General features: G+C 65.1%; 27 protein-coding genes. 11 read left to right on the plus strand and 16 right to left on the minus strand.

From position 1 onward, the window contains the following. The first annotated feature begins 70 nt into the window (after window positions 1-70). Window positions 71-1,237 (plus strand): acyltransferase family protein, encoded by a 1,167-nt coding sequence (locus JL11_RS10820; protein WP_054765669.1) that lies wholly within the window; start codon window positions 71-73, stop codon window positions 1,235-1,237. Here JL11_RS10820 and JL11_RS10825 read toward each other — a convergent pair. The 3 genes from JL11_RS10825 to JL11_RS10835 form a co-directional block, all read right to left on the minus strand. Then, entirely contained in the window at window positions 1,202-1,669 is a 468-nt protein-coding gene (locus JL11_RS10825; RefSeq protein WP_054765670.1) for a DUF411 domain-containing protein, read from the minus strand. The two genes, JL11_RS10820 and JL11_RS10825, sit on opposite strands and share 36 nt — an antisense overlap. Before the next feature lie 30 nt (window positions 1,670-1,699). After that, window positions 1,700-1,930, minus strand: a complete 231-nt coding sequence (locus JL11_RS10830) for a hypothetical protein (RefSeq protein WP_054765671.1) — start codon at window positions 1,928-1,930, stop codon at window positions 1,700-1,702. Between the two features lie 72 nt (window positions 1,931-2,002). Continuing rightward, window positions 2,003-2,203, minus strand: coding sequence for a hypothetical protein (locus JL11_RS10835; protein ID WP_054765672.1), 201 nt, complete (start codon window positions 2,201-2,203; stop codon window positions 2,003-2,005). Window positions 2,204-2,537: 334 nt separating this feature from the next. Between JL11_RS10835 and JL11_RS10840 the strand changes: the two genes are divergently transcribed. After that, window positions 2,538-4,571 (plus strand): ParB/RepB/Spo0J family partition protein, encoded by a 2,034-nt coding sequence (locus JL11_RS10840; RefSeq protein WP_054765673.1) that lies wholly within the window; start codon window positions 2,538-2,540, stop codon window positions 4,569-4,571. 191 nt (window positions 4,572-4,762) lie between these two features. On the opposite strand, the gene JL11_RS17735 is transcribed toward JL11_RS10840, so the two are convergent. The 4 genes from JL11_RS17735 to JL11_RS10860 are packed head-to-tail and all read right to left on the minus strand — an operon-like array spanning window position 4,763 to window position 8,789. Then, window positions 4,763-5,416 carry a hypothetical protein gene (locus tag JL11_RS17735; RefSeq protein WP_054765674.1) on the minus strand — a complete coding sequence of 218 codons (654 nt, stop codon included), beginning with the start codon at window positions 5,414-5,416 and terminating at the stop codon, window positions 4,763-4,765. Then, window positions 5,416-5,892: a Mov34/MPN/PAD-1 family protein gene (locus JL11_RS18250; protein WP_081602746.1), complete on the minus strand. Its 477-nt coding sequence runs from the start codon at window positions 5,890-5,892 to the stop codon at window positions 5,416-5,418. The genes JL11_RS17735 and JL11_RS18250 overlap by 1 nt, the downstream gene beginning before the upstream one ends. Before the next feature lie 33 nt (window positions 5,893-5,925). Next, on the minus strand, window positions 5,926-7,596 hold the full coding sequence (locus tag JL11_RS10855) for a ThiF family adenylyltransferase (RefSeq protein ID WP_054765675.1): 1,671 nt from the start codon (window positions 7,594-7,596) through the stop codon (window positions 5,926-5,928). Next, the gene (locus tag JL11_RS10860) at window positions 7,593-8,789 is read right to left on the minus strand and encodes a CBASS cGAMP synthase (RefSeq protein WP_054765676.1); all 1,197 of its coding nucleotides are present in this window, start codon (window positions 8,787-8,789) and stop codon (window positions 7,593-7,595) included. Before JL11_RS10860 ends, JL11_RS10855 begins: the two co-directional genes overlap by 4 nt. 66 nt (window positions 8,790-8,855) lie before the next feature. Between JL11_RS10860 and JL11_RS10865 the strand changes: the two genes are divergently transcribed. Then, complete coding sequence (locus JL11_RS10865) at window positions 8,856-9,575, plus strand: hypothetical protein (protein WP_054765677.1); 720 nt, start codon at window positions 8,856-8,858, stop codon at window positions 9,573-9,575. A gap of 72 nt (window positions 9,576-9,647) precedes the next feature. Here JL11_RS10865 and JL11_RS10870 read toward each other — a convergent pair whose 3' ends face one another. Then, window positions 9,648-10,499 (minus strand): DUF2971 domain-containing protein, encoded by an 852-nt coding sequence (locus JL11_RS10870; RefSeq protein WP_054765678.1) that lies wholly within the window; start codon window positions 10,497-10,499, stop codon window positions 9,648-9,650. 371 nt (window positions 10,500-10,870) lie between these two features. Here JL11_RS10870 and JL11_RS10875 point away from each other — a divergent pair, with 371 nt between their 5' ends. After that, on the plus strand, window positions 10,871-11,398 hold the full coding sequence (locus tag JL11_RS10875) for a toll/interleukin-1 receptor domain-containing protein (RefSeq protein ID WP_054765679.1): 528 nt from the start codon (window positions 10,871-10,873) through the stop codon (window positions 11,396-11,398). Here the strand turns inward: JL11_RS10875 and JL11_RS10880 are convergent, their stop codons facing one another. The 3 genes from JL11_RS10880 to JL11_RS10890 form a co-directional block, all read right to left on the minus strand. Next, a complete protein-coding gene (locus JL11_RS10880) occupies window positions 11,399-11,899 on the minus strand; it encodes a toll/interleukin-1 receptor domain-containing protein (RefSeq protein WP_197273301.1) in 501 nt (166 codons plus the stop codon). It lies immediately after the preceding gene. Window positions 11,900-11,954: 55 nt separating this feature from the next. Next, window positions 11,955-13,343, minus strand: a complete 1,389-nt coding sequence (locus tag JL11_RS10885) for an SIR2 family protein (protein WP_224761456.1) — start codon at window positions 13,341-13,343, stop codon at window positions 11,955-11,957. 70 nt (window positions 13,344-13,413) lie between these two features. Continuing rightward, window positions 13,414-13,860, minus strand: coding sequence for a TIR domain-containing protein (locus JL11_RS10890; RefSeq protein ID WP_054765682.1), 447 nt, complete (start codon window positions 13,858-13,860; stop codon window positions 13,414-13,416). A gap of 353 nt (window positions 13,861-14,213) precedes the next feature. On the opposite strand from JL11_RS10890, the gene JL11_RS10895 reads away from it, so the two are divergent. Next, window positions 14,214-14,627, plus strand: coding sequence for a four-helix bundle copper-binding protein (locus JL11_RS10895; RefSeq protein ID WP_054765683.1), 414 nt, complete (start codon window positions 14,214-14,216; stop codon window positions 14,625-14,627). Between the two features lie 12 nt (window positions 14,628-14,639). Here the strand turns inward: JL11_RS10895 and dmeF are convergent, their stop codons facing one another. Together dmeF and JL11_RS10905 are read right to left on the minus strand one after the other, a co-directional pair. Next, entirely contained in the window at window positions 14,640-15,596 is a 957-nt protein-coding gene (gene dmeF / locus JL11_RS10900; protein ID WP_054765684.1) for a CDF family Co(II)/Ni(II) efflux transporter DmeF, read from the minus strand. Between the two features lie 10 nt (window positions 15,597-15,606). Further along, window positions 15,607-15,882 carry a metal/formaldehyde-sensitive transcriptional repressor gene (locus tag JL11_RS10905; RefSeq protein WP_054765685.1) on the minus strand — a complete coding sequence of 92 codons (276 nt, stop codon included), beginning with the start codon at window positions 15,880-15,882 and terminating at the stop codon, window positions 15,607-15,609. Between the two features lie 223 nt (window positions 15,883-16,105). On the opposite strand from JL11_RS10905, the gene JL11_RS10910 reads away from it, so the two are divergent. Further along, window positions 16,106-16,669 carry a manganese efflux pump MntP gene (locus tag JL11_RS10910; protein ID WP_054766931.1) on the plus strand — a complete coding sequence of 188 codons (564 nt, stop codon included), beginning with the start codon at window positions 16,106-16,108 and terminating at the stop codon, window positions 16,667-16,669. Between the two features lie 43 nt (window positions 16,670-16,712). Here the strand turns inward: JL11_RS10910 and JL11_RS10915 are convergent, their stop codons facing one another. Then, entirely contained in the window at window positions 16,713-17,120 is a 408-nt protein-coding gene (locus tag JL11_RS10915) for a MerR family transcriptional regulator (protein ID WP_054765686.1), read from the minus strand. A gap of 62 nt (window positions 17,121-17,182) precedes the next feature. Between JL11_RS10915 and JL11_RS10920 the strand changes: the two genes are divergently transcribed. Genes JL11_RS10920 through JL11_RS10940 form a run of 5 tightly spaced genes read left to right on the plus strand, consistent with a single transcriptional unit; the run spans window position 17,183 to window position 20,250 of the window. Continuing rightward, a complete protein-coding gene (locus JL11_RS10920) occupies window positions 17,183-17,569 on the plus strand; it encodes a hypothetical protein (RefSeq protein ID WP_054765687.1) in 387 nt (128 codons plus the stop codon). Continuing rightward, window positions 17,566-17,784 (plus strand): GDCCVxC domain-containing (seleno)protein, encoded by a 219-nt coding sequence (locus JL11_RS10925; RefSeq protein ID WP_054765688.1) that lies wholly within the window; start codon window positions 17,566-17,568, stop codon window positions 17,782-17,784. Before JL11_RS10920 ends, JL11_RS10925 begins: the two co-directional genes overlap by 4 nt. A gap of 34 nt (window positions 17,785-17,818) precedes the next feature. Then, on the plus strand, window positions 17,819-18,178 hold the full coding sequence (locus JL11_RS10930) for a bleomycin resistance protein (protein ID WP_054765689.1): 360 nt from the start codon (window positions 17,819-17,821) through the stop codon (window positions 18,176-18,178). A gap of 46 nt (window positions 18,179-18,224) precedes the next feature. After that, window positions 18,225-19,145, plus strand: a complete 921-nt coding sequence (locus JL11_RS10935; protein ID WP_054765690.1) for a HEPN domain-containing protein — start codon at window positions 18,225-18,227, stop codon at window positions 19,143-19,145. Beyond that, window positions 19,129-20,250 carry a hypothetical protein gene (locus tag JL11_RS10940; RefSeq protein WP_054765691.1) on the plus strand — a complete coding sequence of 374 codons (1,122 nt, stop codon included), beginning with the start codon at window positions 19,129-19,131 and terminating at the stop codon, window positions 20,248-20,250. The genes JL11_RS10935 and JL11_RS10940 overlap by 17 nt, the downstream gene beginning before the upstream one ends. Window positions 20,251-20,279: 29 nt before the next feature. Here JL11_RS10940 and JL11_RS10945 read toward each other — a convergent pair whose 3' ends face one another. Further along, the gene (locus tag JL11_RS10945) at window positions 20,280-20,516 is read right to left on the minus strand and encodes a DUF2188 domain-containing protein (RefSeq protein ID WP_054765692.1); all 237 of its coding nucleotides are present in this window, start codon (window positions 20,514-20,516) and stop codon (window positions 20,280-20,282) included. 69 nt (window positions 20,517-20,585) lie between these two features. Continuing rightward, complete coding sequence (locus JL11_RS10950) at window positions 20,586-21,932, minus strand: dihydrolipoyl dehydrogenase family protein (protein ID WP_054765693.1); 1,347 nt, start codon at window positions 21,930-21,932, stop codon at window positions 20,586-20,588. Window positions 21,933-22,174: the final 242 nt, after the last annotated feature.

Genomic DNA, 22,174 nt, shown 5'->3' on the forward strand with positions numbered 1-22,174 from the left:
GGGTCGGTGGCGAAGTGAGCGGCCCGCGCTGATAACCATTCCTTGCCCCGTTGCGGACTAGGCTGCGCCCATGGTCCGCAGCGACGCCGCGCCGATGAAGTCCCGCCCACCGCGCATCGCCCGCGGCGGCTGGCTCGACGCGCTCCGCTTCATCGTCGGGGCGCTGATCATCCTCTACCATTTCCGCGAGGCCTCGCCGGTCCCGCTGCCCCAGCTGCATCCGGTGATCGACCGCGGCTATCTGCTCACCGACTTCTTCATCATCGACTCCGGTTACGTCCTGGCGCGCATCTACGGCGACCGGCTCGCCGCCGGTCAGGCGTCGCTGCGCGCCTATGCGCGCCAGCCGCTGCTGCGGGTCATTCCGGCCCACCTCGTCGTCAGCCTTATCCTCGTCGTCCTCGTCGGCGGCGCGGCTCTGGCGGGGATCGCGCCCAGCAACCCGCGCTGGTTCGACTGGTCGCAGCTGCCGGCCCAGGTGCTGCTGCTCCAGGCCTGGGGCGTGCCGGGCGGGCAGGGGTGGAACGCCCCGACCTGGACGCTCTCGGCCCTGATTGCCTGCTACCTCCTGCTGCCCTGGATCTGCCGGGCCCTGTGGCGCTGGCCGCCGATCGCCGTGGTGATCGGCGCGACGCTGCTGGTCGTCGGCGCCGACCTCGCGGCCTCGCTGTGGCTCGGCGATCCGATCTACCGCCTGCCGATGCGCTACGGCGTCCTGCGCGCCTTGCCGCTGTTCCTGCTCGGGGTCGCGGCGGCCTTCTACGGTTCACGCGTCTATGTCGCATCCCGTCTGGCCGGCGCGATCGGGGTCGGCGCCGCCATCGCGCTTGTCATCCTTCAGGCCTTCGGCGCCTTCAGCCTGTTGTCGCTGGGCCTGATGACCGTGATCATCTGGGCCGCCGGGGCCGTATCGGTGCGCAGGCCGTCACGCCTGATCGAACATCTGGCCCTGATGTCGTTCTCGATGTTCCTGACCAATGAGGTCACCCGTATCGTTTGGTTCGGCCTGCTCGACGCCCTGGGCCAGGACGCCCTGTCGTCGGGGGTTCGCTGGGCGCTGTGGTCGATCGGTTTCATCGGCGCCTTCGCGGCCGCGGCGGTGTTCCGCTATGGCTTCGACCGGCCGGTGCAGAGCTGGCTCAACCCGTCGCGCGTCAGGCTGGCGGCTGCGGACAGGAACGCACCCGCGACGCCTCGGGCGTCAGGCGCCGTTGTGGCGGCCGAACACGCGGGTTGAACCATCGTTGAGGATCAGGACGGTCGTATAGGGTTCGCGCCCGGCGGCTTCCATGCCCGGCGAGCCAGCCGGCATGCCGGGGGCGCTCAGCGCCCGGGCGCCGGGGCGTTCGCTGAGCAGCCGGTCGACGTCGCCGGCCGGAACATGGCCCTCGATCGCATAGGGGCCGACGACCGCCGTGTGGCAGGAGGCCAGCCGGTCCGGAACGCCATGTTGCGCCCGGGTCGGCGCGAGATCTTCGCGCTCGACGACCTCGACGGTCCAGCCGGCCTGGCGCATGTGGGCGATCCAGCCGCCGCAGCAGCCGCACCAGGGCGTCTTGTAGGCGGTCATCCGCTTCGGCGGCGCGGCGAGGGCCGGGGCGGCGAAGGCGGCGAGGGACAGGCCGCTCAGGATGGACCGGCGGTCAAGGATGGTCGGAGAACGGTTCATGGCGGTCCTGGGTGACGATGACGCCGCGGCTTAGCCGGGCGTGTGACCTGCGTGCCCGCCGCTCTGCGGCGTTTCGGGAGCGGGCGCCGGAGCCGGGGCGGGTGCGTCCGGAGCCGGGGCCGGAGCGTTCATCTCGTCGCAGCACTCCATGGCGGCGCCGGGGGCCATGTCCTTGCAGCAGGCGCAGGCCTCCGCCGCGAGCACCGCGCCGGCGCTGAGGGCGAGGAAGGCGGCCGCCGCGGCGGCGATCTTGAGGGTCATCGCGGGTCTCCTTGAAATCGAGCCGCCTTGATCGGCCCGCGGGCGTCCGCCGTCAATGGGCGACCCCTGCGGTCAGGTGTCCACCCGTTCGACCGCGACCCAGCGTCCGCCGCGCTTCTCGACCACGAAGCGGGCGGACGTTTCCTCGAAGGCCGGCACGTCGCCGTCCCGGAACCAGATCCACGGGCGCGACCGGCTGTCCGGGCGCACGAAATAGGCGCGGCTGGAGCCGGCGTCCTGCCATTCGATGGTGACGGTCTTGCGGAGGGGCATGGCAAGAACAAAAGCAGAACACGAAGCGGGGTCAAGCCGGCTTCGCGCGCCCGCCGTCGTCATCCACAGGCGCACGCCGGGACGCCGCCCAGAAGGCTAAGGGCTCCGCCCTCGCGCGGGTCAGGGTGAAGCGGCTGCGCCGCCGGACCGGCCGGTCTCCCCGACCTTCCGCGCGGTCATGCTGTTCATTTTCATCATCGTCGTCGGCTTGTGCAGGCCGGGCGATCCCCCTCCGGCCGGTCCGCCCTGGCCCTTGCTACCCCGGTCTCGCCGACGGGCAGGGTTTCAGGCGCGCAGTTCGCGTCCCTGCAACCCATGCCCAAAGGAGGCAGACATGACTGCTCAATCCATCGAAACCGCCGCGACCGAAGCGACCGCGCCGCAGCACGGCTCGGAGATCACCGTGCCGCTCAACCGGCTCAAGGCCTCGCCGAAGAATGCGAGGAAGACGCCGCACAGCCCGGCGACCATCGAGGCCTTCGCGGCCTCCATCAAGGCCAAGGGGGTGTTGCAGCCGCCCGTGGTCGAGATCGAGCGGGACGGGGAGGGCGCGCCCACCGGAAACTACCTCGTCACCATCGGCGAAGGGCGCCGTCAGGGGCTGCGGCTGCTGGCCAAGCGCAAGGCCATCAAGCGGACCCATCCGGTGCGGGTCATCGTGGACGCCGAGAACGACGCCCACGAGATCAGCCTCGACGAAAACATGACCCGTGAGGCCATGCACCCCGCCGACCAGTTCGAGGCCTTCCAGCGGCTCGCCGCCGAGAAGGGCTACGGACCCGAAGAGATCGGCGCCCGGTTCGGAGTGTCGGCCCATGTGGTGCGCCAGCGGCTGCGGCTCGGGTCGGCGGCGCCGGAGTTGATGACGGCCTATCGGGAGGGGACGCTGGCGCTCGACCAACTGACCGCCTTCTGCGTCAGCGAGGACCGCGAGCGGCAACGGCAGGTGCTGGAGCAGATCGGGCCGCACACCCCGGCCTACGCCATCCGCCGCGCCATGACCGAGGCCAAGGTCCGCGTCGATGACCGGCGCGTCCGCTTCGTCGGCGTGGAGGCCTACGAGGCCGAGGGGGGCGGGGTGCTGCGCGACCTGTTCACCGAGGACGGCGGCGGCTGGCTGGAGGATGTGGTCCTGCTGGACCGGCTGGTCGGCGACAAGCTGACCGGACTGGCCGACGAGGCCCGCGAGCGCGAGGGCTGGAAATGGGCCGAGGCCTGTCTGGACTACCCCGACGTTTCGGCGTTCGGGCGGGTCTATCCGGTGGCGGTCGAACGGTCGGACGCGGACGTCGCCGAAATCGCGGCCCTGTCCGAGGAATACGACCGCCTCGTCTCTGAAACCGACGCGGCGGAAATGTTCCCCCCCGAGGTGGACGCCCGGCTGGAGGAGATCGACAAGGCCTTGCAGGCCTTCGGCCCGGACTTCGCCTATGCCGGCGAGGCCAGGGCGCGGGCCGGGGTCGTGGTGACGCTGGGTCACGACGGCCTCGCCCGCTTCGAGCGCGGACTGGTCCGCGCCGAGGACGTGCCCGCCGATCCGCCGTCGCCGTGGCAGGAGGAAGAGGCGGCGGACGAGAGTGCGGACAATTCGCCGGGCTCGGAGGCGGAGGCCGCCGAGGACGAGGCGCCCTCGGCCTTGTCGGATCGTCTGCTGATCGACCTGACCGCCCACAAGACCATGGGTCTGCGCGACGCGGTGCAGGCCGATGTGAATGCGGCGCTGGCGACGGTGGTTCACGCGCTCGCCCTGCAGGTCTTCTATCCGGGCTACGGCGTCTGGACGCCGTTGCAGCTTCGGTTGACGACGACCGGGCTGGAGCGGCTGGCGCCGGGGGTGGAGGACGGCCCCGCCGGACGCCGGGTCAGCGACCGGTGCGAGGCGTGGGGCGCGCGCCTGCCCGAGCGCCCGGAAGACCTCTGGGGCGTGGTGGCCGCGCTGCCGCCTTCGGAGCAGTTGGACCTGATGGCCTGCTGCGCCGGGGTCGGTCTCTACGCGGTGCGCGATCCGCACGACCGGCGGCCCGGCGCCTTGGCGCAGGCCGAGACGCTGGCGACGGCTGTAGGGCTCGACATGGCCGGGACGTGGACGGCGACGGCGGCCAGTTACTTCTCGCGGGTGGCCAAGGCGCGGGTGCTGGAGGCGGTGACCGAGGCCGTCAATCCGGAGGAAGCGGGCCGGATCGCCGGGTTCAGAAAGGACGACATGGCCGAGGCGGCGGAACGGCTAGTGGAGGGTCGGGGCTGGCTGCCGTCGGTGTTGCGGACGCAGGCTGGTGTGCCTGCGGAGGCGCAGGAGGCAGGCGAGGGTGCTGACGACGAAACCCGCACCGCGCCGAACGACGACGCCTATGCGTTCGCGGCCGAATAGCCGCAGCGCACAGATCGAGCGAAAACTCGCCGCGCGCCCTTTGGGGGCGCGCGGCTTTTTCATGGCTTGATGGCGGCTCGTGACTCTGAGCCGTCGTCGATCTGGTCTGCTTTGCGGGAGCGGGTAGCTAAGCAAATCGAGTATCGAGATCTTGGGGTGCGGACTCTGTTAATTTTGACCGCTGACGCAGGTCAGTCTGATCCTTCACCCTCCGTGAGGGCTGCCTCAGCGACCCGGTTCCAGAAGGTGCAAACCGCATCGTTGTATCGGTTCATGTCAGCCTCGCTGACGATGAACTGAGACAAGGGCTCTTTCGCGGGCATGTACCAAGGGCGCAGTCGGATGATCTCGCTATCGGGTGCCCACAGTTCCGGATGGGCTTCCCAAAGTTCGGTCAGGGAACGTCCCGGACCGTGCCTCACCGCATTAGCGACGAGGTGCAGTTCCCGGAGCGTGGCGTATTCCGGGAATGTCGAGAGGCCGCATCCCCGTAGGCGGCGGACGTGCTTGTCGACCGCTTCCGGCGACGCGCTTTTCCTGAATTTGGAGAAGTCCGTGGCACCTGATGATCCGAAGGCCTGGGTTTCGCACAACCATTCCACCACGTCGTTCTGCCACTGGCCGTTCAACGTCAGGGCGATGGCCTTGAGCAGATTGTTGCTGAGGGTGGGGATCCACCACTGACCTTCGCCACCGAGGTCCTCGTAAGCGTGACGGACCGCCTCGTGGTGACCCTTCATGCTGAAATAGAATAGTTCACCCGTCCGGTTCGCATAGCGCTGGACCGCGTGATCCAGCGTCCGGGAAATCCAGTCTTCGGGAACATCGAGACGTGCCTTCGTCATTAGCTTACGGTCACAGGTCGCGATGGATCGCTCAGGGGATGCCCAAACAGAACGCCCATTTCGTCTTGGTCGATGGGGACAAGCGCCCGGATCGTTCCGAGCTCCGCGTCGGCGCAGACGCAGACATCGGCGGTCCCGACAATGAGGAAGGCGAGCGGGCGTCGCTGCTCACGTCGCGACTTGAGCCAGGACGCCCGGTCGATCACCGAGGGGGTCGGGCGGAGTTCCGGGTGGGAATGCCATTCGCCAATATGGGTTACCAGACCGCCAGACCGTCTCCATGCTGCATCCGCAAAGGCCTGGTGACCGGCTGGAGATCGCCAGAACCGTGTCGGGGACCAACGGTCGCTGTTCTGAGGAGCGGAAGCGTCGATGACATGAAGATCGCGGCCACGATAGCTCCCCAACAGAATCCCACCGACCTCGTGTCGAAAGGCTGCGGCTTCTGCGATGGCCTTGATGCGGCTCAACACCATGTGTTCGACAAGGACGTTGCGGGGGGCCGAAACTCAAGTCACCGGGCCTTGGCAGGCCGGACAAAGCGGCTCGATGGGCCAGTTTCGGTCCTTCGGAGGAGCCGTATGCTCGAGATCCAGCACCCGAGTGCGGACGCGAGGACCTGGCATGTCGGGTGCCGCCGCCCATTCAAGGGCGGCTTGAACGACAAGGGTGGCAGCGAGCATCGGCGCCGGGGCTGCATAGTTGATATGAGCGCCATCGCCGCAGGTGCCGCTCTCGACCGCCGTGGTCACGCCGGGTTTGAGGGGATTGGCTTTGAGTTCGCCGTGGTTAGGCCGCAAGCACTTTAGACAGGCATGGGCTGAGCGGGTGACCAGCACGGTCTGGGCCGCCAGACCATTGCCGTGGATGGCGGCGTGGATCACCGGGGGGAAGGGCTTGCCTAGGCGGCGGGTCGTTACGGCCAAATCGTTGAGATGAAGGCCCACAGGTGTTGAGCCAGTCGCGTCGATGACGAGGTCGTAGTCTTGGAGTCGGGCTGTGACCCCGAACACGTCGGTGGCCACGCCCTCCACCGTCAGGTCGGGATGGAGCCGTCGAACTTCGGCGGCGAGAGCGCCGGCCTTGGCGAGGCGAACCGCGGAAACCGGCAGGACATGGCGGCCAAAATTGGCGGTCGAGAACTGATCGCCGTCGATGATCAACATGGGGCGCTGAGATTGACCGGCGCCGGACCTCGCCAGCTCTAGGCAGACTCGGGAACCAATTGCGCCCGCGCCCACGACTGCGACGGCCTTTCCGATAAGGGGAGAAGGCGCGCTGAGCCGGCCGTTGACCAAGTCCGGGAGAGCGACGCTGTCGGCAAGGCCACGATCGAGGGTCATCTCGTTCTCTCCGTGAGATATGGATCGGGCGCGACGATTCTGGGGCGCTTTCGCATAGGCGATCCTGGCGAACTCGGGCCATTTGAATGACGCGGCGACGACCCCGTTCTCGGCCGCAAGGATGATGTGCCCCTTGTCCACCAAGGCAGGCGCAAATGCGTGGGCGATGGCGTCCGGCTCATCGACGAAATGCGCGATCCAAGTCTTTAGCGTGGCGAGGGTTTTGCCCGGCCCTCCGCCTCGCCGAATGTCGAAAGGGCGGTTGCCGCGCAGCACATATGCCTGCCGTACATCGTCAGGCTTGTCCCGGCTCCATCGGCTAACCCGTTCTGGTGTCGTGATCACCAAACTGTCTCGCCCGCCGACCCTGTTCCAGGTGCAGCAGCGCGCGCGACCGGAGAACCCTGCGGGGAGGTCCGTATAGAGATAGGTGTCAGGGTTCCAGTAGGAGACGAACTCCCTTTGGCGGTCGGCGAGCGTGGAAGCGTGGAGCACTTGGTCGAGCGTCTCTTTGGCGGACTCGAGCACCCTAAGGATGGCCCCTCCGGCATTGTAGGGATCATATTCCTCGACCTCTTTCTCGGCGAAGCAGAGGCTGTCATCGGCGTTCAGGTGGGCCAAAAGGCGCCTGCGGATCGCGAGGTCTTCGACATAGATCTTCGGTGGCGTCGTCATCACCGGATCAGTCACGCAGACCGCGACCGCGATGGTGGTCCTCCCCGACCGGAGGTCGCCGCGATAGCGGGTGATCCCGCGTCGGCTTTGCACATAGGCGAACCCTCGCGCCTTGAGGGCGGCGTCGAGGGCCGCCCAAGCGCGGGTCTCCAGAGGCGTCACCCGGAGGTCTGGGACCCCACCCGGGGCGATGGGCTTTGCGCTGCAACGGTGGAGCGCACCTGGCTTGCGGATGCGATGGGCGACACAAGAGCGGCGTTGTCCGGCACCCGATGACCGAAGAGCCTGCGGAAGCGCTCGACGACATTGAAGATGCTGGTCTCGTTGTTGAGAGCACCGTCCAATTCACTGGCGAGGGCGCGCGCTTTGAGTTCGAACTGGTTCTGCTCGGTTGTGGTCCAGTTGTCGTTCAGGGCCTTGTCGTCAACCACCGGGTTCCACACCACGCCCGCGATCTTGGCGGACAGGGCGCGGGCCACCACCAGCAGCCCGTCGTCGTCCCGCCCAGGCTGGGGCGGGGTATTGGCTTCGTCCAAGGCTTCAACAGCGCAGACCATCAGGACCAGAGAGCTCAAACGACAGCTGTCCCAGTGGTAGTCCCGCCACGCCTTGAGATAGCGAGTAAGCCGCTTTAGGTCGGTCCAGCTGGCATGACGCGCCGCCGCATTGACGAACCAGTCCTCGAGTTCCAGCGGGTCCGACTGCTCCCAGCCTGTAGTCCGGTGGGCGACATAGATCTCGCTCGGATCGAGCCGGATTTCGGGCGGCGGGGACGAGAACGCGGAGCCGTCAATTGCGCGATTGGCCGCCGCATGAAAGGCTTTTTCAAGTAGGGCCATCTTCACGTCAGGGATGGCGTAGATGTTGAGGTCGAGGTGCGCTTCCGCATCAATCACGACCCGGACGCAGATGCTTTTGCTTGTGTCGAGGGTCCAGCCTTGGGCGTCGCAGAGGGCGCCCAGGATGCGTTCGACGATCGCGAACAGCGTGTTCGAGGCCACGGCCGGGTTGAGCCCGACGATCGACATGGGGACATACATGCCGTCATCGAGGTCGAGTTGCTGACAGGCCTTCGCGGGCTGATTCAGCGTGCCGTACGCCCAAGATCCTTGGGTGCGGAACTTCGGGGTAAAGGACAGGGCGGCGGGGTCCGGAACCCCGTGCGCCTTGACCAGAGGGACCTCGTCCTGGGTCAGATAGGCACCGGCCACCCGCAGCCCTGCACGAAGCGCGTCGCGGACCAGCTTCTGTGCGGTCTGGAGTTTGTGCTTCTGCGCGTCGGTGATAACCAGTTCGCATCTCAGGCACGGTTGATTCGCCGCCTGATGAAGAAGCCGATGTGCATTATACCGCATGTTGTTGTCCTGAGCGCGCCCGAACCCTACATCTAGGGTTAAAGATTGTGACCGCAAGGGGGCGAAATGCATTCCGTTCTGGGTTGGAAGGCTTGGCTCACGGCAGCTTTGGCGATCTGCGTCGCGATCATTGGCGCGCGCTTGTTGGTCGGAAGCGAAATCCTCCCGTCATTGCAAAGCGGTATGAGCCTGACCTCGCTTTTAGTGACGGTTTTCGTCGCGACGCCGATCTGGCGGCTGCTGTGGCTTGTCCCCTATTTTCAACGCAAGGCTCCGCAGCTTGACGGGGAGTGGTCGGGCGTGGTCGCCTCGAATTGGTCCGTCGTCGAGCGGCTTAAGGAGGCGGCCAAACAGGCTGGCGCACCCGCTCTCGACGTGGATGACTTGGCTAGGCCCTTGCCGGACTTGGTCGAGGTTCCCGTGTCGGTGAAAATCCGGACCACCTTCGCCCGGATTTATCTCGAACTCGAAAGTGCCGACGATCGCTATCAGATATCAACCCTGAAGGCCGTTGAACTAAGGCCGGCGAACGAAGCCGGGGACGCCGTCCTCAGCTATGTCTTCGAGGGGCGGGTGTTGAACCCCAAGGCCGGCGATGTCGGCTGTTTCGACGGAGCCGCAACCCTGTCCTTGCGCTCACAGGCAAGTGGAGGTCTGGCTATGGCCGGGCCGACTTGGACTAACCGGGCTTGGAGTCGGGGCCTGAATACCGCAGGTGTCCTGCGTCTCACTCGGATCCGCGCCGACTTTTGGACGCCTCTGACATTCGGCTTGATAAAGCGCTAGCAGGTCGCCATCGCGGGGTCGGGCCGTCACCAGAACGGGCCTTTCGGCCCAGCAGAAGCGGCTTTCTGAATATCAAGCCCGGTATGGGAGCGAGGAGCGCCAGATTTCGAGCCCGTGAGACTGGAAGAAGTCGCTGGCCTCAGGGGCGGCGTCCGCAGACATGGTCGGGCCCATGCCGACGCTGACTATCGCCGACGAACCATCCTGGCGGGCGAGGGGCACATCCACATATCGCGTCGGCCCGAAACGGCCGGCGCGAAGACCCACTGGAAGCGCAGGTGTCTTTTCTCCGCCCGTCCGATTTCCACCAACGTCCTCGAGTGCGCCGTCGCCATTGCGAACTAGCATCCGCGATATCCGCACTTCGCGCTCGTCCGCGAAGCCAGGGTGTTTCATCGAAAAGAGGTCGACGCACAGGCGCCGCGCATAGTCCGAAAGCGTCGGGTGATCGTCAGGATCATCCTCTAGCTGTTGCTGGACGACGCCCAAGCCGAGACAGAGCATTCGGTCGACCAAGGCTTCGTCGTAAACCACGGTCCGGATCGCGACGCCGGCGTCGTGTTCGAGATGCCGTGCGTCCAAGCCCAGAACGCACCCGCCACCATCGCCCGCGTAGCTTCGCCACTGCCCCAGATCGTCGCGCCGAGGAGTCAATGACCCGATCATGAGGCCGGTGTTTGCGGTCAGCCCCTCAAGCTCCGACACGACGAAAATGCGGGTCGTGAGGTCCGTGTAGACCTGTCGATCCCGCATAAGGCCAATCAGTCGATCACGAGCATACGAAAACTCCGAAGCGTCGTTCAGCGCGGTATACTCGGAGAGCCGAAAGGTCCGGTTTTCAACGATCGCCCGCGCCGCCTCGATCGAGGTGTAGTGGTATACGACCGGACAGTGGTCCGAGCTGAAGTCCCAAGGCAAGGCCATGCGGAAGTTATGACCTGCCGTTGCTAAAGAGAATATGGCTGGAAGGGATTGGAAGTGTCGCTCACGCAGATCCGGATTTGACATCCGCTATAGAGCCGTCGCTCTTGGTTCGCTTGTGGCGCTCTCCGCAGTACCCAGCGCAATGAAGGCCGCTGCATTGTCGGCCTCCCGGCGGCAGGTCCTTCAAAAACAAGATCGCGCTTCGGGGAGCAGGGCGTCAAACCGCTTCGAGTTGCTGAACCCCGGACTTCCGATGCCTACTCAATCTCCAATTGGACACGGGCGGGTCTACGCTTCAGCTTGACCGTATGTATCTAACTGAAGCTCAAGCCCGCGCTCGCGCTGGCGTAGCAGAGGACGAGCCCGCTCATGTGCTGGCGTTCGCGCTCGCTCTCGACTCCGCGCTGAGCGCCCTGACAGATCGCTTCGACATTTTCCTCTCCCATTCCGTTCGGGACGCTAGTCTCGTCATGGGGGTGAAGCGGATCCTGGAGGAGGCCGGAAAGACCGTCTACGTGGACTGGATCAGCGATCCGAACCTTGACCGAAACGCAGTCACCGGCGCTACGGCAGAGAGGTTGCGGCATCGTATGAGGAAGTGCGACGCCTGCTTCTATCTCTTTTCCCGACATTCGAGGCGGTCGAGGTGGATGCCGTGGGAGCTCGGTTTTTTCGACGGCCATAACGGCAACGTCGCGATCCTTCCGCTGATCCCTCCAACGGGCGAACTCGACTTCACAGGCGAAGAGTATCTAGAGATTTATCCCAAGATAGACTTCGCAAACCTAAGCGGCAGCCCCAGCATATTCGTGAACCAAGTACGACGCACGGAGATGGGGTCGTACAAGTCCTATGATGAATGGCGGCGTGGCGCTGATAAGCTTAGACCCACGACCTAGCTACCCACCCGTCAGCCATTTCCGGAGAGGCGTTGCGGTGTTCGCTTTGTGATTTAGTACCATCCAGATGTCTTGGTCGCTGCCCTTCATCTGGCCCCAAACGATCCGGCGATAGAGGCCCAGATATTCCCATGAGGCCCAGGTCGAGTCGTGCAGATCGTCCGAGGACGGAAACAGAGCGATTTGTCCGAGGCCCTTGTAGCCGTCAGCCACTCCCAGCTCCCAAGGCACCCAGCGCGACTCCTTACTGTTCTTGCTCGTCAGAAGAACGAACCTGCTGCTCTGCTTGATGCGAGACTTCAGCAAATTGGCGGTTTCGTCCGTGGTGTAGGGAGGCATCTCCGGGTCGATTTCATCGATGTAGACCACGGCGCCGTGGTTCTGCAGGACGATCGTGGCACCCACGACAAGATCCTGGTCCTTGCTGGAGTGGGACAGGAAAGTTGAGCCGGCAGGGCTTCGCGCCGAAGCCGTGCGAAGCACGGAGGCCTGTTCGGTCAAAGTGATGTTCGCGGCGAAACCCCGAAGTTCCGCCCTTGTTACGAACCGGGTCACCTCAGTTGTCGTCCTGTGGCTTCGCCAGCCGTTGGAGTATCTCTCGAACGAGCTTCAGGAGCTTGTCGGGTGTTGTGGCCTGGTTTGACAGGACGGCTAGCTCTTCGTCGGTTGGCCTGGCCGCGCTTGCGCCCTGCGATGGGATAGCGGACCCAGTCAGATCTTGCGCGATTTGCTCGGCCGCGCCTCCGGTCGCACCGATGGGCAGTATGAAGGCCCCGGCCTCGCGCGCGACCTCGAACTCCTTCAACACGCCGTCCGCAACGATCTGAGAGCCGCCCTCGAGCTTTGCGCCGCCTAGGAAAATCACAATCCCGGCCTGTCGCGCCATCTCGGCGCGAAGCGCGGTCCATCGTTTCTGGTCCGGCTCCCTATCCGTCAGCGGTTGAGGGAAGGGTCGGACGATCAGCCGGCGGTCCAGATCCCACCCGCCGTCCTGACGGAGACGGTCGATAAAGCCCCCAATCACAGCTGGGCCGACCAGTAAGCCCGATCCGCTCACCAGATCCCGCCCGGTGTCCGCGATCAACCCGCCGACCGCCTCGGAAAGGCGATACAGATCGCCGGCGCGACCGTCGTCGCCGTCGAGCGGCCAGCTTCCACTGACCCATACCCGCATCGCGGCGACGCGGCGCTCTACCTGGCGCATCAGTTCGGGAATTTCGTCGTAATGCTCTACCTCGATTGTCCTCAGTCCGTAGCGGCGAAGGTCCTTGGCCCAGTGCTTATGCTGCGCCGTGCGGGCCCTGAACTCGTCCTCGGAAGAACAGTCCGCCAGGCTGGGCGGCTTCACGATTGCGAAGTGCTCCGGCGGCGCTTCAGTGAAGCTCTCACGAATGAGGGATAGCACGTGCCGGACATTGGGATCGGTCAGGCTGAGCCCGATGAAAAGAACGGACATGCTGCTGAGATGCGCCTGCAGCAGGGGGAGGAAGGCCCCACGCTTGGACCGATAGAGTTCGTAGTCGTCGGTCGAGATGACGATGTCGTCCATTCGGTCGACGGACCCATGCATCTTGTAGAGCCGTGCCGCGCCGGGCCGGGCGCGGAGCGAAAGGTCGGCCGCCCCGGAGACAACATCGACAGGCCGATTGATCACGGCGAAGGCGCGCTCGACCAGACGGTCGTAGTTCGTCGTCCAGATCTGCCGAACGGGGAGGCGCGCCAGCACCTCCAAGGTCGGCGGAACCGGTCGATCTTTGCCGATCTCTTGCCGGATCACGTTGCGGACGCCGGTCGCGGCACCGCTCTCGCTGATGTGCCACTGGGCCAGTGCGGCGAGGTCCTGGATGTCGCTGGAGCGGACACCGAGTTCCTCGCCGATGTCCTTAAGAAGCTCCGCCCAAGTCGGATATCCCGCGGCCTTCGAAACACCGGCGCCGACGAACACTGCGCCAACGCCTTCGTGGAGGGCAGCTGGAAAATCCTTGAGAAAGCGATTTCGGCTTGACGTAGGCATCCTACCGTCCGGCCCGCTTGGCCGCCTCTTCAATCCGAGCCGCCAACCGGGCGTGATCGGCATACTTGTAGACGGGCGCCCCGGCCCTCGTAAGAAGAGCCGGGGTAGCGCCGGCAAGATCCGTATTTCCGAGCCTATCCTTGAGCTCGTGAATCTGGATGCCCACTATCCCGTTGCCCCGCGCGATCGATTGGCTGATTTCGTAGTCGATGTACTTGCGGCCCGCTGAGGCCGCGCCGATGCAAACAACCGTAACCGACGTGTTGAGCAGCGCGTCGTCGATCATCTTCTTGATCGCCGTATCGCCCTTCTTTTTGGCTTCTTCCCAGAGCGAGGCGTCATGGAACCCGACCGCCGCGGTGCCCACGATCTCGCCGATGTTGCGAATCTGATTCACACGCCAGATGTCGCGTTGATAGTGAAAACTGAAGAACACCCGACGTGCCATGTTTCCCTCCACGGGTCTGAATCGCCCCTTGCTAACGCTTGGGTTGCGCTCGGCGGTCCTCCGAGTCAACGGCTACGGTTGTCGGATATTCCCGCCACTACGGGTTCGCGATCGGACAGCCAGCCATACGATGTATGTTGGTCCGCCGCCGCGTGCGGACAACTTCGATTTTGTCGAAACATCTAGTTCTCGGCGGCGGACTGATGTCCGCTCTTTGGCGCTTCACCGCAGTCTTATCTGTCCGTAGCCCCAGAGAGGAGGCGATGGTCATCCGCGGGATATCCGGAGGCGTCGCCATTCGGAACCCCGTCGCGGCGCTTGGGTTGGACTCCGATCAACCAAGGAGCCCTCCGATGCAAATCCAACCAATGATCAGCACCCATCCCGACGTGCGCGGAAGCGTCAACGACAGTCTCGTTCGCGCGATCGAAGCGGCTTACGGCTGCGCCGCGGTGTGCCACATCTGCGCCGATGCCTGCCTGGCCGAGGATATGGTGAAGGATCTCACCCAGTGCATCCGCCTCAATCTTGATTGCGCCGACGTCTGCCTGGCCACGGCCGGCCTCGCCGCGCGTCGCGCCGGCAGCCACGAGACACTGATCCAGCGCATGCTCGAGACTTGCGCCGAGGCCTGCGCGGATTGCGCTGTCGAATGTGAGAAACACGCCGAGATGCACGAGCATTGCCGCATCTGCGCCGAGGAATGCCGCCGCTGCGAAAACGCTTGCCGCGAGGCTGCCTCCTCGATCACACCGTCACGCCATTGAGGCCGATCGCCGTCAACGGCACTCGACCGTCAGATGCCCGAGCTCGTGGACCGGCCTCAGCCGGTCGCGAACGGTCGCGACATCCACAGCCCCGGTCACGCTGACGATAGCCGAGTGCGCGTCCGGCCCGATGCGCCAGACGTGCAGATCGGTGATCCGGGCGTCGCCCGGCCCCTCGACGAATTCGCGGACCTCGGCCTCGATGGCGGTGTCCGTTGTGTCGAGCAGCACCGCGGCGGTGTCGCGCATCAGGGACCACGACCACCGGGCGATGACGATCGCGCCGACGATGCCCATCAGCGGGTCTAGCCAGACCCATCCCATATAGCGGCCCGCAAGCAGGGCGATGATCGCCAGCACCGAGGTCAGGGCGTCGGCCAGCACATGGATGTAGGCGGCGCGCAGGTTGTTGTCGCGATGGCCGCCATGACCGTGCTGGTGATCATGGTCGTCGTGATGATCGTGGTCGTGGTGATGGCCATGCCCGTGGCCATGACGACCGTGGTGGTGCCCCCCGCCGGACAGAAGGACGGCGCTGACCAGATTGACCACGAGACCCAGGATGGCGACCAGCGTCGCCTGGCCGAAGGCGACCGAGCGCGGATCGATCAGGCGGCCGATGGACTCTCCCGCGATCCCGAGCGCCACGATGCCCAGAACCAGCGCCGAGGCGAACCCCGCCAGGTCCCCGACCTTGCCGGTCCCGAAGCTGAAGCGCCGGTTGGCGGCATGCCGCTTGGCGTAGGCGTAGGCGCCGGCCGCAACGGCCAGGGCGCCGGCGTGGGTCGCCATGTGAAAGCCGTCGGCCAGCAGGGCCATCGAGCCGTAGACCAGGCCGGCGATGATCTCCCCGACCATCATGACGGCCGTCAGGCCGACCACCCACAGCGTTCGCCGTGCGCTGTCGTCGTGCGAACGGCTGAGGAAATAGTGGTCGTGGGTCAGATAGTCGGTCTCGGACGCGGACATGGCGCGGGCCTTACTTTGAATAGCGGCGAATGATGGCGATCAACTCGTCGGCGCCGCCCTGCCGGGCGTCCTCGCTCAGATCGGGATGAGCGACGTGGTGGCGCAGATGGTCTTCAATCAACTCTTCCAGAAGCCCGCCCATGGCGCCCCGCGCGGCCGCGACCTGCTGCAGGATTTGCGAACACCCGGCTTCAGACTCGATGGCGCGCTCTATTGCGCTGAGCTGACCCGAGATCCTCCGGACCCGCGCGACGAGCTTCTTCTTGTTCGTGGAGGTATGCGCCATGGATACTCCCCTATAGTATCTTGCACCGGCGCGCGACACCTCCTATGAGGCCGCTTCCTGTTGGGGAGTAGCTTCCGGCGTCTGATCGCCGGGGTCGGATCAACACACTCGCGTTTCGGCGCGCGGTCCGACCAGCGGAACCGCCGCCTAGCGAGACCAGCGCGTCCCACCGCCGCACCGGCCGGGGAGGGAAGCGCTGTTCGTTGCCGGGTGGATGCTCGTCATGACTCCTGTCGCCATCGCCGTTCTGTCTCTCAGCATGTCTACCGACGCCTTCGCCGCCGCCGTTGGGCGTGGTGCTTTGCATCGACCGAACCTGGCCGGCGCCGTGAAGGCAGGCCTGGTATTCGGGTGTATCGAGGCCATCACCCCGGTGATTGGCTGGGGGCTCGGCATGGTCGCTGCAGGCCTCGTCGAACGCGTGGATCATTGGATCGCCTTCGGCCTCCTCGCCGCTGTTGGCGGCAAGATGATCTGGGAAGCGACCCGTCCCCTGGCTGAGGATGCCCCACGCCGGTCCGGACCTTGGGCGCTGATCGCCATGGCGGTCGGGACCAGCATCGACGCGGCGGCTGTTGGCGTCGGCCTGGCCTTCATCGGAGCCAATATCTGGGTTATCGCGGCCTCAATCGGCGTCACGACCTTCCTGCTGACCACGATCGGCATGCTGATTGGCCGGGCCGTCGGCCAGCGTTTTGGCAAGATCGCCGAGCTTCTGGGAGGGCTCGCGCTTGTCGCGCTCGGTCTGATGATCCTGCTTGAGCACCTCGGCGTCATCGGCGCGTGATTGCCAGGACCCTACCGGCTCGACAGGGTGCGCAGGTCATCACCTATGCGATCGATCCGAGTTCTGCGATCACCGGACACCGAACCCGCCCGCCTTCGCTGCAGTCCGCGACGGCCTGCTTAAGCACCGTCCGGAGCCGCTCCAGATCCGCGATTTTGGCGTCCACGCTGGCGATGTGGTCCTGGGCCATGTCGCGGACTTCGCAGCAGGCCTGGACGCCCGGCTCACTCAACGCGATCAGCCGCCGAATGGCGTCGATGCCGAATCCCAGTTCGCGGGACCGGCGGATGAAGCGCAGGCGTTGGGCGTGTTCCGGCTCATAGCTCCTGTGTCCGCCCTCGGTGCGGGCCGGGGCGGGCATCAGGCCGATCCGCTCGTAGTAGCGCACCGTTTCCAGGTTCACCCCGGCGCTCTCTGCGAGGCGCCCGATCGTCAAACTTCGTGCGGACATGGCTCTTGATCCCGTAGCGGCTACGGGTTGTAGCCTGTAGCAGAAATCGAACGGGAGGCCCCATGGCCATCGATCAAGACCGGCCCAACATTCCTGAGGTCGCCGTCAGCGCCTCGGCCGCCATCGGCGGTGTGGCCTCGGTGTTCGCCTGGGCCGCGTGCTGTGTACTGCCTCTGGCTCTCTCGGTGGCGGGCGTGTCCTTCGCCGGCGCCGCGGTCATCGCGGGCGCGCGAACCTGGCTGACGCTTCTGGCCGCCGTCATCTTGGCCGCCGGCTGGCTGCTGCATTGGCGTCGCCTGCGGATGTGTCGGAAGGACGCATCCTGCCGCCGGCCCTCGCGTCTGGCGTTCTGGCTGCTGGTGATCGCCAACCTGCTGATCGTCCTGTCCCTGGCCTGGCAGCCCTACATCGAACCATGGGCCATGCCGCGACTGGCGGCCATGCGATGAGCCCCGCCATCGTTCTGGAATCGACGCTGACCTGCCCGCACTGCGGTCACGTCGCGACCGAGACCATGCCCACCGACGCCTGCATCTGGTTTTACGATTGCCTCGGTTGCGGCGTGAAGCTGAAGCCTCAACCCGGCGATTGCTGCGTGTTCTGCTCCTATGCCGACGTGCCGTGTCCGCCGATCCAGGTGGATGGAAAGGGCTGTTGCGGCTAGGCTTAGGCGGCACTGCTGCATTCCGGAGTTCGCCGTGACCGATCACGCCACGCCCAACCTGCCGTCGCGGGATTTCGAAGCTACGTCCCAGTTCTACACTCGACTGGGCTTCCAGCAGGGCTGGCGCGACGAAGGGTGGATGATCCTGAAACGGGGCGGGCTGACGCTTGAGTTCTTCCCGCACCCGGAACTTGATCCGCTGACCAGCAACTTCAGCTGTTGCCTGCGGCTTGACGATCTCGACGCGTTCTACGCCGTGTGCCTTGGCACCGGACTGCCGGAGACGTGCTGGGGCCAACCCCGATTGCACGCGCCCAAGATCGAGGAGTCGGGCATGCGGATCGGCGCGCTCATCGACCCGGACGGAACCCTGATCCGCCTGATCCAGAACTGAGGCTTCGCGCCTTGCCCCGATGCACGCGTTGCGCGAGACTCGCGTCATGAAGACTTCGATCGATCATCTGCCGCCGCGCAAGCAGGTGGAACTGCGCCGGGTGGTCGAGGTGATCCGCGAGTCGTTCGCCGAAACCGTCTCGACCCGTCGGGCCGAGCGGCTGAAGAACGGCAAGATCCTCAAGATCATCCTCTACGGATCGTATGCGCGCGGCGATTGGGTCCATGATCCGGTCGGACGCTACTTCTCGGATTTCGATCTGTTGATCGTTGTCGATCATGAGGATCTGACCGACGGCGAGTTCTGGCATGACGCCGAGAACAAGCTGATGCCGGGCGAGACCCTGATCCGCACGCCGGTGAGCCTTATCGTGCACAGTCTGGAAGACGTGAACGAGCAGTTGGGCCGCGGGCGATACTTCTGGGCCGACATCGTGCGTGAGGGCATCGTTCTCTTCGACACGCCCGGCGCCAAGCTGCGCAAGCCGGCTGACCTGAAAGCTCAGGTTGCCCTTAAGGAAGCGGAGGAGTTCTTCGGAGATTGGACGCAGAGTTCGACCAGCTTTGCTCGTGGCGCGAAATTCTATATGGGCGAGGGCGCTGATCCTAAGCTCGCCGCGTTCAACCTTCATCAATCGGCTGAACACCTCTACCACTGCGTTTTGCTGGTTGTGACGCTCTACAGCGGCAAGGCGCACAACCTCGCCTTCCTGCGCAAGAAGTGCGAGGCGATCGACGCCCGCCTGGCCGAGGCCTGGCCGCGCGAGACCAAGTTCGAGCGCCGCTGCTTCGAGCTGCTGCGCGAGGCCTATGTGAAGGCTCGTTACTCCAAGCACTACAAGATCAGCGTCGAGGAACTGACCTGGTTGACCCAGCGGGTTGAGGTGCTGCGCGCGCTGGCGACGACTGTGTGCGAGGAACGGCTGGCCCATCTGCGCGAAGCGGCGAGCGATGACCCTTCCGCGTGATTTGATCCCGCCCAGCATGCGCGCGACGCTGGACGCCGCAAGACGGATGGCCGATCCCTTTGAGGACGTCCGCCGACAGCACGATATGCTGCGGGCCAGCGGCGTGCTCGGCATCGCCGAGCGCATGAAGCTGGAGACCCCGCTGGCCTTGGCCGCGATGGGTCGTAACCCGTTCATGGACCGGATGCAGGGCGTCGGCGCCCTGATGAGGGCTCAGACCGACGCGGACCGCGTCTATCGCGCCGCGTTTCCGAATGGCCTGATCGAGCAGGCCGAGCGGATCGCGCAACTGTCCGCCGGCTTCGCCTTGCCGGATGGTCTCGAGCGCTTCAGGACGCCGACGGACAGTTTCGTCGATCGCATCCTCCGACTGTCGGACAGTGGTCTTGGCGCGAGCGCCCTGGCGATCGGGCGACCCGCCCAGATCGAGGCCTTCGCGCGGGCCTCGGCGATGGCCGACATGTTCGCCGAGAGCGACCGGCTGACGCGGGGAGTGCGAGAGGCGGTCGGCGCCTTCTCCATCACGGAGATGCCGCAGTTCGCCAATCTGGCCGGTTATCGCAGTTTCCTCGACGCGGCGGGACTGCGGCTTGCGCACTGGCCGAGACGGCGTCTCCTGACGATGGCGGAGAAGCGCCGTCGCCTGAAGGCCCGCCTTCAGGCCAACTCGGCCCCGCCGCATGTGAAGCGCGCCAAGACTCTGGTTCACCGCTACGAACTGACCTTGAGGGAAATTCTAGATGCCGTGATGGCCGAGACCTACGGTGAGGACTGGGCGGACGAGCGCCTGCCGCTGTGCGACTGCAAGGATTTGCTGGGGAAGTGGAAGAAGCGGGGAGGCGAGGTTTTCGACCATGCCGACTACACCCACTACGCGCGGATCATGAGCCATCCGGAGCATTTCCAGGCGATCTTCGAGGCTGGTTTCGACGACCCAGAGGCGGTGTTCGATCTTCTGAAGCAGGCCGGGAAGCTGCGCGCGGCGTCGCACCATGCGCACCTGTTCACGCCCGAAGATCTGAAGGCGCTCCGCCTGACCTGGAACCAGATCGAAACAGGCTTGATCGCGCTCACTCCGGATTTCGAACTCGAGTGGACGGGTTAAAAGGCGACGAGGTCGGAATCGCCGTCCTCTTAGTGGAGCACTTCCCCGCCGACCGGATCGACCTGACGCAACTGGCCGGCCGCGTCCTGGACAAAGACTTCCACTTGCTCGCCCTTGTCGATCAGCGTCGTCGCCTTCACGAGCGCGGACTCTATGGCGTCGACGCTGAAGTCGAAATGCCCTGAGGGTCGGCCATCGCGAAGCACCCGCCAGTCGCCGTCGCCCCGGATCACCGTGAACTGGATGGTGTCGGACTGCCTCTCCAAGGGATCCCTCCTTCGCTCCAATCCGCGATGCGGATGGCGCCATGAACCTACCGCGACACCGCTTGAGCGTCATAGCATGTAGCCCACATCCGATGCGCCCGTCGGATAGGCGAACATCGTGGTCTTGAGGTCATCCGCAGTCAGTCCATGGCGGATCGCCAAAGCGAAAATATTGATGACCTCGTCCACGTTCGGGCCCACGAGGTGGGCGCCCAACACCCGTTCCGTCCCTTCCTCGACCAAGACCTTGAAGCCGAAGGTGGGTTCGGCCGCTGCGCGTGCTGTGAACCAGTCGGAGGCCTTCTGATTTTTGACTCGGTAGAGCAGACCCTGATCCTTAGCCTCCCTCTCCGTCAGCCCGACCGCCGCGATAGGCGGGATTGTGAAGGCCACGCTCGGGACGCCGCGATAGTTCGGCCTTTCGGAGTTACCGTTCAAAATGTTGGCCGCCACGACCTTGGCGTCGTGGCTGGACACGGGGGTCAGCGGCGGACCGACCTGGGCTGCGTCGCCCGCGGCATAGACGGCTGGATTGGAAACGCTCTGCAGAAATTCGTTGAGCTTCAGGCGGCCTCCTTCATGCTCGACCCCGGCGGCGTCAAGGCCGAGATCGTCGATCGCAGGTCCTCGTCCGGCGGCGTGAATGACCAGATCAGCATGGACATCGACGGCTTTCCCCTTCGTCTGGGAGTGAACCCGAAAGCCTGCGCGCGTCTGCTCGACCGCCTGGACTGTCGTTTCGAGGCGCACGTCAACGCCGAGTTGGCGAAAGCTTTCCATGAGCCAACCGACCACGTCCGGGTCGAACTGGGGAAGCAATCGCTCGCCACGCTGGAGGATTACGACTTCGGCGCCAGCCCGCGCGGCGATGTGGGAGAACTCGGCCGCGATATAGCCTCCGCCGACCAGCACAATGCGCTTTGGCATGTCACCCAGCTCGAGGAAGCCCTCGTTGGTGACCAGATGCTCTTCCCCCGGGATGCCGAGTTTCCTGGGTTCGGCTCCGGCGGCGATGAGCAGGTTCGAAAACTCCAGCGTTTCCTCGCCCACCTCAAGGCTGTTGCGGCCGGTGAGGCGCGCCCGTCCATGAAAAGTGTCGATGCCTCTTTCAGAGTACCGCTCTTGGTGCTTTTGGGGAACGGGATCGGTGAAACCCCGCTTGAAGGCCATGAGGTCGGCCCAAGCAATTCGGGCGTCGCCGGCGACACCCCTGCCTCGCATCCGCCATGTATGATCGACGGCGTTGGCCCCGCTGATCAGCATTTTTTTTGGATCGCAGCCCCGGAGCGCGCACGTGCCTCCAAAGGGACGAAAATCGACAACCGCGACGCTGCGACCAGCAGCGCGAACCCGCATGGCTCCGACCATGGCGGCGGTCCCGGTCCCGATCACCACAAGATCATAATGTTTGGTCATCGATGTATGCTCCGCGCTCGCTCTGTAGCGGCTACCTTGGGACGGACGAGGCGGTACAGTGCCTCGGTCACCACCGCGTTGACGGCGCCAAAGAGAAGGTGCCCGGCGACCCCTCTAGCCTGGGTGAGCAGGGGGTTGTCTCGATTGGGAGCACTGTAGCCGAACACAGGCGTCAGACCTTCGTCGATCATCAAGAGCATGGTCGCTCCAGCACTTCCTCTTCCCGTACTTTCGGCGGCTTG

Origin of the sequence: Brevundimonas sp. DS20 (assembly GCF_001310255.1) — a bacterium.
Classification (GTDB): Bacteria; Pseudomonadota; Alphaproteobacteria; order Caulobacterales; family Caulobacteraceae; genus Brevundimonas; species Brevundimonas aurantiaca.

What these genes read in the sequence shown, in the direction of transcription:
- JL11_RS10820 (WP_054765669.1), top strand. Translation starts at nt 71, where the DNA reads ATGGTCCGCAGCGACGCCGCGCCGATGAAGTCCCGCCCACCGCGCATC.
- JL11_RS10825 (WP_054765670.1), bottom strand. Translation starts at nt 1,669, where the DNA reads ATGAACCGTTCTCCGACCATCCTTGACCGCCGGTCCATCCTGAGCGGC.
- JL11_RS10830 (WP_054765671.1), bottom strand. Translation starts at nt 1,930, where the DNA reads ATGACCCTCAAGATCGCCGCCGCGGCGGCCGCCTTCCTCGCCCTCAGC.
- JL11_RS10835 (WP_054765672.1), bottom strand. Translation starts at nt 2,203, where the DNA reads ATGCCCCTCCGCAAGACCGTCACCATCGAATGGCAGGACGCCGGCTCC.
- JL11_RS10840 (WP_054765673.1), top strand. Translation starts at nt 2,538, where the DNA reads ATGACTGCTCAATCCATCGAAACCGCCGCGACCGAAGCGACCGCGCCG.
- JL11_RS17735 (WP_054765674.1), bottom strand. Translation starts at nt 5,416, where the DNA reads ATGACGAAGGCACGTCTCGATGTTCCCGAAGACTGGATTTCCCGGACG.
- JL11_RS18250 (WP_081602746.1), bottom strand. Translation starts at nt 5,892, where the DNA reads ATGGTGTTGAGCCGCATCAAGGCCATCGCAGAAGCCGCAGCCTTTCGA.
- JL11_RS10860 (WP_054765676.1), bottom strand. Translation starts at nt 8,789, where the DNA reads ATGCGGTATAATGCACATCGGCTTCTTCATCAGGCGGCGAATCAACCG.
- JL11_RS10865 (WP_054765677.1), top strand. Translation starts at nt 8,856, where the DNA reads ATGCATTCCGTTCTGGGTTGGAAGGCTTGGCTCACGGCAGCTTTGGCG.
- JL11_RS10870 (WP_054765678.1), bottom strand. Translation starts at nt 10,499, where the DNA reads ATGGCCTTGCCTTGGGACTTCAGCTCGGACCACTGTCCGGTCGTATAC.
- JL11_RS10890 (WP_054765682.1), bottom strand. Translation starts at nt 13,860, where the DNA reads ATGGCACGTCGGGTGTTCTTCAGTTTTCACTATCAACGCGACATCTGG.
- JL11_RS10895 (WP_054765683.1), top strand. Translation starts at nt 14,214, where the DNA reads ATGCAAATCCAACCAATGATCAGCACCCATCCCGACGTGCGCGGAAGC.
- dmeF (WP_054765684.1), bottom strand. Translation starts at nt 15,596, where the DNA reads ATGTCCGCGTCCGAGACCGACTATCTGACCCACGACCACTATTTCCTC.
- JL11_RS10905 (WP_054765685.1), bottom strand. Translation starts at nt 15,882, where the DNA reads ATGGCGCATACCTCCACGAACAAGAAGAAGCTCGTCGCGCGGGTCCGG.
- JL11_RS10910 (WP_054766931.1), top strand. Translation starts at nt 16,106, where the DNA reads ATGACTCCTGTCGCCATCGCCGTTCTGTCTCTCAGCATGTCTACCGAC.
- JL11_RS10915 (WP_054765686.1), bottom strand. Translation starts at nt 17,120, where the DNA reads ATGTCCGCACGAAGTTTGACGATCGGGCGCCTCGCAGAGAGCGCCGGG.
- JL11_RS10920 (WP_054765687.1), top strand. Translation starts at nt 17,183, where the DNA reads ATGGCCATCGATCAAGACCGGCCCAACATTCCTGAGGTCGCCGTCAGC.
- JL11_RS10925 (WP_054765688.1), top strand. Translation starts at nt 17,566, where the DNA reads ATGAGCCCCGCCATCGTTCTGGAATCGACGCTGACCTGCCCGCACTGC.
- JL11_RS10935 (WP_054765690.1), top strand. Translation starts at nt 18,225, where the DNA reads ATGAAGACTTCGATCGATCATCTGCCGCCGCGCAAGCAGGTGGAACTG.
- JL11_RS10940 (WP_054765691.1), top strand. Translation starts at nt 19,129, where the DNA reads ATGACCCTTCCGCGTGATTTGATCCCGCCCAGCATGCGCGCGACGCTG.
- JL11_RS10950 (WP_054765693.1), bottom strand. Translation starts at nt 21,932, where the DNA reads ATGACCAAACATTATGATCTTGTGGTGATCGGGACCGGGACCGCCGCC.